General features: G+C 56.8%; 10 protein-coding genes and 1 pseudogene. All 11 read right to left on the reverse strand.

The features are described from left to right. Positions 1-937, reverse strand: a 937-nt coding sequence (locus ISS20_RS20170; RefSeq protein ID WP_291438963.1) for a pyridoxal phosphate-dependent aminotransferase, incomplete at its 3' end; no start/stop codon positions are given. A gap of 250 nt (positions 938-1187) precedes the next feature. Beyond that, entirely contained in the window at positions 1188-1625 is a 438-nt protein-coding gene (locus ISS20_RS20175; protein WP_291438965.1) for a hypothetical protein, read from the reverse strand. 86 nt (positions 1626-1711) lie between these two features. Next, positions 1712-2131, reverse strand: coding sequence for an SUMF1/EgtB/PvdO family nonheme iron enzyme (locus ISS20_RS23685; RefSeq protein ID WP_366828577.1), 420 nt, complete (start codon positions 2129-2131; stop codon positions 1712-1714). Then, the gene (locus ISS20_RS20180; RefSeq protein ID WP_291438967.1) at positions 2035-2991 is read right to left on the reverse strand and encodes an SUMF1/EgtB/PvdO family nonheme iron enzyme; all 957 of its coding nucleotides are present in this window, start codon (positions 2989-2991) and stop codon (positions 2035-2037) included. The genes ISS20_RS23685 and ISS20_RS20180 overlap by 97 nt, the downstream gene beginning before the upstream one ends. Positions 2992-3254: 263 nt before the next feature. Beyond that, the gene (locus tag ISS20_RS20185) at positions 3255-4913 is read right to left on the reverse strand and encodes a hypothetical protein (RefSeq protein WP_291438969.1); all 1659 of its coding nucleotides are present in this window, start codon (positions 4911-4913) and stop codon (positions 3255-3257) included. Between the two features lie 207 nt (positions 4914-5120). Next, complete coding sequence (locus ISS20_RS20190; RefSeq protein WP_291438971.1) at positions 5121-5711, reverse strand: tetratricopeptide repeat protein; 591 nt, start codon at positions 5709-5711, stop codon at positions 5121-5123. Continuing rightward, positions 5678-7993: a TIR domain-containing protein gene (locus tag ISS20_RS20195; protein ID WP_291438973.1), complete on the reverse strand. Its 2316-nt coding sequence runs from the start codon at positions 7991-7993 to the stop codon at positions 5678-5680. Before ISS20_RS20195 ends, ISS20_RS20190 begins: the two co-directional genes overlap by 34 nt. Before the next feature lie 519 nt (positions 7994-8512). Further along, a complete protein-coding gene (locus ISS20_RS20200; protein ID WP_291438975.1) occupies positions 8513-9001 on the reverse strand; it encodes a DUF4231 domain-containing protein in 489 nt (162 codons plus the stop codon). A gap of 112 nt (positions 9002-9113) precedes the next feature. Next, the gene (locus ISS20_RS20205; RefSeq protein WP_291438977.1) at positions 9114-9683 is read right to left on the reverse strand and encodes a tetratricopeptide repeat protein; all 570 of its coding nucleotides are present in this window, start codon (positions 9681-9683) and stop codon (positions 9114-9116) included. 1 nt (position 9684) lies between these two features. Continuing rightward, positions 9685-10620: a hypothetical protein gene (locus ISS20_RS20210; protein ID WP_291438979.1), complete on the reverse strand. Its 936-nt coding sequence runs from the start codon at positions 10618-10620 to the stop codon at positions 9685-9687. A gap of 24 nt (positions 10621-10644) precedes the next feature. Then, a pseudogene (locus ISS20_RS20215) lies at positions 10645-10891 on the reverse strand (hypothetical protein); the annotation flags it as partial.

Genomic DNA, 10891 nt, shown 5'->3' on the forward strand with positions numbered 1-10891 from the left:
TGTTCAGGCCTGCGGTGATGATGTCCCTTCGCCTTCTGTACTCCTCGACCATCTGGGAGACTGCATCCTGGGGACCGGTTAGCGCCACTATCCCGGCGTATTGTGTAAAAGAGCTGGCACACGTCACCGAATGTTGTTGAACCTTCAGTATCTCTTTCGCCAAAGGCCCCTTGGCTGCCACGTAGCCCAAGCGCCAGCCCGTCATGGCATAAGCCTTGGAGAAGCCATTGATGACAATGGTTCTATCCAGCATACCGGACAAACTGCCAATGCTGATATGCTCGTGACCATCGTACAGGATCTTCTCATAGATCTCGTCCGATAGGACCAACAGGTCGTTTTCCAGGGCCACCGTGGCGATGGTCTCAAGCTCCTCTCGAGTGAATACCCGTCCCGTGGGATTGCTGGGCGAATTGAGTATCATCAGCTTCGACCTGGGAGTCAGCTTTCGCCGCAATTTGGCATCCGTGACGCAGAAATTGTCTTCCGCGCTCAAGGGGACATGGACAGCCACGCCACTTGCCAACTGCACACAGGGCACGTAGGAAACCCAGGCCGGATCAAGGATCAGCACTTCATCGCCCTCGTCCACGGTGGCCATGATCGTGGCAAAGAGAGCCTGCTTCGCCCCTGGAGTGATGATGATCTCCGCGTCAGGGTCGAACTCCAGGCCGTTTTCCTCTCTTAGCTTGTCGGCTATGGCCGCCCGGAGCCCTCTCACACCGGAACTGGCTACGTAGTGGGTATGCCCTTCGCGTACGGCCTCCAGAACTGCCTCCACGATGTGTGATGGCGTGTCGAAGTCAGGGTCGCCACCACCCAGGCTGATGACGTCCAAGCCCTGTGCAGCCATGGTCCGGGCCTTGTCGGAAACCGCAACCGTAGCTGAAGGCTGAACGCCGATAACCCTCTTTGAAGCTTTGTGTTTCAGGTTCATAAGTAAATGCCTCCCTTATCTATTTTATTTGCGGATTAGCTCAGGTCTCAAACGAATCCGTGTTTTCCTACCAATCCGTGGTTCTCCCATGCCACACCTGGAATCACTGAACCACTGAGGTCACTGAGCACACTGAACACACTGAAGACCGGCTTGGCTCCGACAGTCAGTTATCTCAGTGAACGCCTCGGCCGACGCCTCGGCGGAGGCCTCAGTGTCCATCAGTGTCATCAGTGATTCAAAACTCCTCTCAACCAATCAGCGCCTGCTGGATGGCGGGCGTCAATTGCAGCAGCAAATCATGGACGGATTCCAAACCCAGCCCGACCAGGAACCAGACAGGGCCATAGTCCAGCCGGATGAAGCCGCGCACGTGCCAGCGGGCGCGGCTGTAGTCCCAGGGGCAGACGCCGATCACACGCTTCAGCAGCCAGCCCGCCAGGTACTCTATGGTCCAGAAACCCAGCATGTAGACAACGCCCCGCAGCGGCCAGGGCCAGGCGCGGAGGGCGTTGTGGAGGGGTTCGTACAGGGGCGCGATGAGGCCATAGAGGGGAAACATCCACAGATAGGTGGTGCCCCTAAGCTTCCAGTCTCGCTGCTGCCCGCTGAGCTTTTCCCTGGTCGCGGTCCAGGTGATCTCGCCGCACCAGCCAAGTAGTCCGTAGATGATGAATCGAAGGATCATGTTACGCCCATGCACGAGCGTCTGGGGGCTGCGCCCCCAGACCCCCGCTTCAGAATTCAGAAATACAGAAACCAGAAATCAACAGCTTAAGGAGAGCCGGGGGAAGCCGCCACCCGAAACCCAATTTTGCTGACACGGCTGCCTGGGGAGCCCCTGCCGCGGCAAGCGCAGCGGGCGAAGTTCAGATCGTAGTACCACGAGCCGCCACGCAGCACACGGGGACCTGCACCCTCAAGATCTTCCCGACCATCCTCTGGAACGTAGGGGTAGTCCTTATGAAAGCTCCGCGTCCACTCCCACACGTTGCCCGCCATATCCAGCAAGCCGTAGGGGCTATCGCCACGTGGCGAGTACTGACCAACTGCTGTTATCCCAATAGCAGCTGAAGCTACCAAAGAAGCTAAGCCCCTTAATAAACTCGCATCCACATTGCACCTCGACTTGTCCCACACGTTCCCCCAGGGATAGACTCGGCCATCTGTGCCCCGCGCGCCCCCTTCTCCCACTCGGCCTCGCTCGGAAGGTAGTAGGACTTGCCGGTGACTCCGGCAAGCCAGTGGCAGTAGGCGATAGCGTCGTGCCAGGAGACGTTTACCACGGGATGATATCCTTTACCTCCCGGCGGTGTGCCGCTTTTCCAACGTTCCGGCTGGCGATGGCCGGTAGCCTGCACAAAGGCCGCGTACTGGGCGTTGGTCACCGGCGTCTTGGCCAGGTGGTAGTCGGGCAGGTACAGGGTATGTTGAGGCTGCTCGTGGTCCCGCGCGTCTTTGTCCACGTTGGGATCACTGCCCATGAGGAACTCGCCAGCGGGGATGAGGATCATTTCGGGCTCGAAGGACTGGAGAGCTGGGACAGCTTCTTCCCTTCTCCTCACCTCAGGTGTGGAAGGGGGTGATTCTGGCACGTCCAGCACCTTCTCCAGCGTCTCAATCAGCCGGTCTACGTCGTGGTGGAAACGCGTGTCGCTGATCTCCAACGCGTTGCGGCGGGCCAGCTTCTTAAGCGCGTTTGGCAAATCCGCTAAATGGGGCATGGTCGAGCCCCCTACCAGCGCGGGGATCACTCGAATGTTCCGATCAAGAGCGGTCGCGACTTCCAGCCGGACAAAGTCTTGCGGGTTATCCAACCGCCGACGTCCAGTGGCATCAGTAATGGTCAGCCACTCCCTGCCGATGAGCACGATCAGCACGTCGCACGAGCCCACCGCCTCTTCGATAACCTCAACGAAGTCCAGGCCGGGCTCAATCGTGTTAATATCCATAAAGATTTGGCCTTGGCCAAAGCGCTGGCTTAGCCGGTCGTGCAAACGTCCAGCGTAGCCGGCGCTGTCGGCACGCCGGTAGCTAATGAAGATACGTGACATACTCGCTCACTCCTTTCCCAAACCGAAAGATAAGTGAATGAAGACGATCGGGCAAAGCGTCCAGGCCACCGCCGCCGGCTACTTTGACACAACCGCTATCCCCAAGGTCCCCGGTCCCCCTTGAGTCGCTATGACCATGCCCGTTTCGGCAAGAAGGATGTTCTCTCGCACTCTCATTTTCTTCCTCCTGCCTTTCACCTTCGCCTGCGCGGGATGCTGGCCAACTCTGCCGCCAGACGGCCAAAGAAGGCAGCCTGTCCGCACTAGCTCGCCGCAACGCGCTGTGCGGCGTTGCACAACAGGCGCATGAGCTGCTGAACAGCATTGCTGTCCTGCCTGTCCACGCGCAGTACCCGTAAAGGTACGTCAGGCCGCTGGCGATTGGGCGAGCGAGTGTCCATGGTGCGCCATATCTCGCTCAGCTTCGCTTCCAGGAATTCCTGATCGGTTGTGCCGTCGCTGACCAGAACGATGTCACTCACGGGCACGACGTCAATCAAGTGGGCCAACTCAAACAATACGCCCTGGTTCCTGGACGAGAAACCCCGCAGGTCCATCAAGATGACTTCGCTTTGCGACACCAGGCGCTGCAAGGTCATGCGCCAGGTGTCGTCATGGCAGAAGAACTCGTTGACCCGGAAGCGCCCATCTGGATCGGGAAGCTGATCCATGCTTTCAATGCGCTGGCTCAGATGCTCCTCGTTCTTGACAAACTGCCGGCTAAGCCGCCCGTTCATGTACTCGAAAAACTCGTGGGGCTCCAGGTTGGCCGTCGCCAGGTCGGTGCCAGCGATCAGATGGATGTTGCCCAGGTAGCGCCACCGCAGCTCAAGGTCTCCCAGCAGGCGTTCGCTGCGCTTACGGAAGCCAAAGACACGAAGGAGCAGGAGGCGATGGGGGGGTTGCCTTGACGCAGCGGCGCGCAGTGGACGCAGCCCAATCCACAAGACGATTTCGTACCCTACAAAGGCCAACAATCCCAGGAAGCCCAGTAACCCCCCTGTAACTGACAGGATCTGACATTCCCACAGCGTGAACAACAACCACCACGTTGCCAACCACGAGAGCTGATCGCTTGACTTCTTGCGGGCATAACGCTGGGCAAACCATCGAAACCCAAGCCAGGCGACGACCCAGAAGCCCAGCAGCACCATCAGCGCAATTCCCAGGATGACCACCAGGGGAAGCGTGGAGAGCAGGCCGACAGGTAAAACCTGGATGCCGAGCCCAAGAGAGAGAACACCGAGCAAAACCCAAGAAACAATCAGCAGGAGAATCGGGCCAACTGCTCGCAGCCGGCGGTTGCCGACGGCCAGCGTGATCAGCGTGGGAATCCCCAGGAAGTAGGTCCACAGGGACAGCAACTCCCCCACATCAATTGACGTGATCAGCAGCAGTGAGATCAGCGCCAATGAAAGCGGCACAATCACCTTGAGCAGACGATTGCCGCCGGCAACGGTCACTACCGTGGGAACAGTGGGCCACGCCAGAATGAGCCATACGAAGAGCGTTCTGATCGGCAAGAATTCAAGGTCATTGAAAAGGAAGAGCAGAATCGCGGCGATGACGGCGTGGACACAGCCAGCGACAGCGTATACCAGGGCCACTCTGAGCCTGGTGCGATCGGCGTGCTTCAGCATCGCGTCGGCAGTTCCTGTTTGCTCAAGCCGCGTATGCGGGTCAACGACCTGGAGCTGCAGATCCGGCAGGGACGTTTGCTCAGCCTGCCCCCGATCTCCTGCTTCGGGCTGCGCACTGCCTGTGCCAGAGCCGCCCGCATGTTCCAGCATTGATTTGAGGACGGCATTGCGGTACCGTCTCAGCACCCAGAACGAGAGCAGCATGGCAATAGGTACTGCAACCACGATTAGCGCAAAGATAGCGACAAAGAGGTTGATACCTTCGAAGTTCGTTGCGTTCATGGGCCTCTCCCCAGGGAAGATGACACTGGACAACGTTCTTGCCTTTCACCTTCGCCTGCACGGGATGCTGGCCAGCTCTGCCGCCAGACGGTCGAAGAAGGCGGCATCCTCTCTATTCCCCACCCGCCGCCGCCAGCGCAGTGGACAGCGCCTCAACCCCGTCCGGGGCCGCCAGCGCCAGCGCATCCAACAAGCGCAAGACGCGCCCTACGATTCCGGCATCTTTGTTGATCGCCCGCGCGGCCTGATAGGCTTCGATGGCGGCGGGCAGATTCTCCCTGTCCCCACACAGGACCAACCCGCACAGGACCAACCCCTTGACATCCAGCGCATAGTAGTTTGAGCCGTATGCGCCAGCAGGGCATCAGCCTGGGCAACTGCCTCCGCAAACGCCTGTTGCGCCGCCGAGCGGTCCCCTTGCCGCAGGGCGATCACGCCCAGCAGCGCCAGGACGTAGTGATTGTTCTGCGGCTCGTCGTGCTGGCGCGCGGCCTCGACAGCGGCACGGGCGGCGGGCAGATCACTCGCATACAGGTAAGCCAGAGCGAGGTAGCCGTTACTATAGCTGCCAAGACTCGTGCTGCTGATTTCATCTCCAATCCTCACGCCTTCCAGCGCGCGCTGTATGGCTTGAGGGTAGCGCCCTTCATCTACCAGCACTTCTGCCAGATTGACAAGGTCAGCGCTCTCCCCTTGCCGGTCCCCGATCTCGCGCAAAATTGTCAGCGCTTGCTCGTAGTAGTCAATCGCGCGGGCGGTCTGCCCTAACTCACCATAGCTGTTGCCCAGGCTGGCCAACCCAGCACCTCGCCGCGTCGGTCGCCTATCTCCTGCGCAATCTCTAGCGCCGCCTCGTAGTACTCTATGGCCCCCGGATGGTCTTTATCCGCCTCCACCTGCCCCAGGTCGCTGTAGGCGTTACCCAGGTTGCCAAGCCACGCACCTTCGCCCCAGCGTTCTTCCGCCTCATGGGCCATCACCAATGCCTGCTCATAACAGGCAATCGCCTTTTGGACCTGCCCCATCAGCCGATACGCCGTACCCAGATTGCCCACGCTGGCCTGCTTTAGGCGCGGGTCGTTCAGCTTGCCCTGCAGGCGCTCGTGCATGTCAACCATCAGCCGATAATGGCCCCACAACAACAGGTAGTCGAAGTCAATATCCGTCAATACGTCCGCCGCCGTGTCGTAGTCTTGCCCGGCGTAACGCAGGTCAAACTCGGCCAGTTGTGGCGCTAAGTCCTCGATCGTCTTCCACTCCTCGCGCGGCTTGCGCGCTTGCCGAAAGTATTCCGCGCCGCGATGCAGCAGGGCGAAGCGGGTGTAGGGCGGCGCGTCCTCCTCCAGGCGATCCGCCTCCTCGCCTTCGGGCACGCGCGCAAAGGCATAGTCGCGATCCACCTGGTGCATGTAGTAGCGACCGGCTTCCTTGCGGGCAAAGTGCATCGTCACCAACCGGTTCAGGACCGGCGCGCTGTTCACACCAGGCAGGTAGGGCTGCAGCAGGTAGTCCACTGCGGCAGGCGTCACCGGGCGGGCGTACACGGCCAGCGCCTCCATCACCCGCTGCGCCGTGGGATCGAGCCGGTTGAAGGCCTCTCCCACCAGCTTCTCCACCACGTGTTCGGGCAGCAGCCTTTCCGCATCGTCCAGAACTTCGCGCAGGGTCGTGTAGCGGTCGGCCGACAGGATGGCGAACAAGGCTTCCAGCGCGCGCGGATAGCCCAGGGTGCGCTGGCGGGCTTCGTCCAACAAGTCTGCCGGTGCATCTCTCAGTCCCACCTTGCCGTCCACGTCCATCTCGCGCAGGATGTTCTCGGCGTAGGGAGACTCCAGCCCCTCGTCCAGCTCCAGGCGGACCTGCCGGCCCGGCTGCACCAGCATCAATCCGCGCGGGGCGACGCGCGTGGTCAGGATCACGTTGACGGCGTGATGGGACAGGTTCAGCAAGGCGCGCAACGCCTCGTCCAGCTCTTCGTCGCGGATGGCGTGCGTCTGGGGATCAACCAGGTCCTCAAAGTTATCCAACAGCAACAGCACGCGCCCGCGCGGGAAAGCGGCCAGCAAGGCCCGCATCTTGGCCTCGGTGGCGGCCTGGGGGTCTTTGTAGAGCGCGTCCAGCCTCTCCGCAACGTCGTCCGGCAACAGCTTGATCAGGTCAGTGTACAGGTTGGGCACCGTCACGCGATGCGACCCGCTCGTGCTCAGATAGACGATGCCATCCACACTCAGCGGATAGTCGTCGGGCAACCGCCCGCTTTCCAGCGACTTGAGCACGCGGCACACCATGGTGGTCTTGCCGATCCCAGCCCGTCCGACCACCGTCATCAAGCGCTTGGACTCGTCTTTCAGGAAATCACCGATCAGCCCCATTTCGACGTAGCGATCCTGGAAGTAGCTTGGTGCTACGCCCGGCGGCGGGTTGATGAACCTGGTGCGCTTCACGCCGGCGACCGGTTTCTCCGGCTGGCGTTCCCGTTCCAGCCCCCGTTCGATGCTCTCCTCGACGCGCCTCGCTGCCCCCTGCGGATCGTCAACCACCCGCTGTTGATCGGCGATTTGCCTTTTCAAGGCGTTGATTTCATCCTGAATGCGCGTTTGCTCCACGTCGTCCCTGGCGCGGCGCAGATCGCGTTGGGCGTCGGCCAGGCGATCCTTCATCGCTTGCAGCACGCCCTCCGGCGACGCCAGCCACTGCAGGTGGGTGCGCAATCTCGCCAGGGCCGGCTCGAACGCGCCGGTGGAATCAACGTACTGCCGGCTGCCCAGGCGGAACGGCATCTCGGCGTCCCGATGGAGCAGGATGGGAACGATGGGCTTTTTGTACTTGAGAGCGCGCGTCCATTCCTGTTTGCAGACGGACAGAGGTTCGACGCTATCGGGCGTCATGACGAACAGCAAGCTGTCGCAGGCGCGGATGGCCTCGACGATCTGCTCGTCCCAATCCTGCCCGGGTTTCAATTCGCGCTTGTCCAGCCATGCAGAGATCGAAGGTGGGCCTGCGATCAGCGTATCGCACAGCTTCAGAGCGAAATCCAGCGCGTCAGCTGAAGAGTAACTGATAAAGTGATGAGTAGGCATAGGTCTCTCCTTTCGGGTTAGCTTTGGTGGAGTACAAGGTCGTTAGGATCAACGCCAAGACCGTGCTGAGCACTCCCAGCCCCAAAATCCACGTTCTCAGTCTCTTGAAGTTAGTTTGATAGCGTACAGAATTGGCGTCGAAGAGCGCGAAGCGCTCCCAGGCCATCTTGAGGGTTGGGTCATGCCTCACGGTGACACGAGGAGGCACTTGGCGAGGCGGATGCACTGGCTCGGGAGGCGTAACGTGAGAGGGCGCTTGGCGAGGCGGATGAACCGGCTCGGGAGGCATGATTTGACTTTCAACAAGTTTCGGGCCATGTAGAGCGCGACGATGACCCGAACGTCGAATAGGCGACCAGTGGCGATCAAGGGCTCAAATCCTGTTAACAGCACCTACAGCCGCATCCATTGTTTCAATTACATTTCGTCAGACAGGACACTGCCCGGCGTGCTTACTTGGACCGAAATCGTGCTTGCCCTAATGAGTATTGCCCGCTAATGGTGTAGCAGGCACGGATCTCATTCCGTAGGCTGTTCTTGCCCGGCCACAGATGCAGGTGATACTTGAGGTTCTTCGCGTTCGGCTCCGTGAATAGACACATACTGGGATGTTGTACTACCCAGAATGCTTTCAACGCGTTCTACTAATATTCTACTACGTTTTCGATCACTCCGCACTGCGTATTCGCCTACTTCGTAGAGATAAAACTCTCTTTCTCGCTTCAACATTTCAACCACTGCACGAAAGTTGAGCCAGTTCTCCTGGAACTTGTATAGCTTGCCAATGCCAGTAACAATCACTATCACAGATGCTAGAGAGGCCGAAAGCACTCGTAGCCAAGGCTCAGGGAAAGCATCTAGCACATTGATAACCGGAATGAGCCCTCCAGCTACAAGCGTAATGATTTCGACAACGTAGAACCTGTTCTTGTTCCAAGTGGCCTTGCTAGAATGCCATTTCCTCTGGCCTTCAAGACGGTCATCAAGATATGCCAATTCTTCAGTCATTTGTTCCTCCTTATTCAATTCAGTGGGCTTTCAAGAAGCCAAGGCTGTTTTGCCATCATCGAGAATGAACTGGCTAAACAATATGAGGGATTCAGTTAAAATCATTGGTATCTCAACTCAAGTGTTGGTTTATTACCTCAATTACAACGGAGATTCCTTCAATTGACGGGTTATGTTCTTTCAGAAAGTTTAAGTTGCTTAGCACACTCCGAAATTTTTCTTTGGCCGTCGCTGGTGTCAAATCCGCAGCGTAATTGAAGGTTCTGACAGCTTCTTCAACATCTCCCTGGATTAATTGCAGCGTGGCCAGATCGTACCAACTCCAGTAGTCTCCTTCTCCTGTTTCGATATCCTCCTTAACCAGCCGTATTGCCTTAGGGAGATAGACTCTCCGTTTTGCCTGATCTTGTTCCCAGTTTCGAGCCGCACCTAGCGACACAATATTCACCAGCGAGTATGTGGACTGTTCATTGATATTGAAGGCTTTCTCATAACTCTCGATTGCTTGCCCAATATCACCCTTTCTTCTATAGGCGCCCCCCAGTCCTGCCCAAGCGTCATCATCTTCTGGGTTCAATCCTAAATACTGTTTATACTTTTCAATGCCAGCCTCAATTTCACCGCTTCTTACTAACGACAAGGCTCTAGCCTTTAGATATTTCTTGGAAAACTCTTTCGCCATTCTAGTTGCCCTCCAATTCTTCAACCTTGCGGAGATAATATTGTCCCTTTTCTTTGAGGGTGTCATCTGCGTCACAGAGCAGCCACAGTCTGTAGTATATGTCCTGCAATTTCTCTGTGCTCAAGCCTTTGATATTACTGACCATTCCAAGATGTCTGATCGCGCGCTGCTGCCCGCTTGGGTCCTCCTGTAGTACCTTCTCAATCGCCTCAAGGAACTTGAACGATTCTTGCTTGAGATGTAGACTTGTCCCATTTATCAGCAAGAACTGGATAAAGTCAGCGACCAGTTTTGGTGCGTTTTCAAATGCGCCTATGAGCTTGCGCTCAAGTTGTCGTCCACTGTGTATTTCAACGTAGCCCTTGTAAAAACTGCTACTCTCAACTGGCTTTTTGTCATCGTCCAATTTGTCTAGATAACTTCGAATGAAACTCACTATCTCTTTTTTGGCTTTACTGGGTCCTCCAAGACCCAGAGTGTAAGATATGCATCGTAGTTGCTCGATATTAAATGGCAATGCTACTCCTTCAAGACGGATCAAGATATTAAGTGAGTCTTTTACAGACAAACGAATACCATGCTCCAGAAACACATTAGGGTTGTGACCAGTAATGTCTGTAATCGTAATATCCGCTGTGCAGATTTGCTCGATTAACTGACGAACAATGTCGCCTGCTTCAGGTAAGTCTTGGCCACGAGTACACTCTATGTATATCTGTTTGTCTCTATATTCGTCGTTTACTTGGTCTATGGCAGCTTTTATGATGTGCTCATAAACACCATCAAAATCGACAGCCATATCATTACTGTTTTGGACTTGGCATCCAGATGGTAGCTCAACCCAGCCCCACTTATCATCTCTGACCAGTGCAACCGGTTGTTTTCTGTTTTCCCCTCGATTTGAGGGGATAATGACGAAGCAGGTCAATTTTCGCATGACATCGTACCCTCAGATTAGAGACTACTCAAGCGACACCTTCAAATGCGGGAATACGTGGTACACAATGCTGTCATCGCTTCGCTTTTGCAGACTACTGCGAATGAATCTCTCAATCTTATCTTTTGCTTCACTTGATTCCTTTAGGCCTATGTCGTATTCGATAATCCTTTGTCCCCGAATGTTGAATGGAATCTTGGTTCCCTTTTTTCGAATCAAAATTGTGCCTGATGGTTTAAGCGTATGTCGTACCCCGAGTTCGTAAAACACA

The sequence above is a fragment of the Acidovorax sp. genome, assembly GCF_016783915.1.
Taxonomy (GTDB): Bacteria; Pseudomonadota; Gammaproteobacteria; order Burkholderiales; family Burkholderiaceae_C; genus Acidovorax.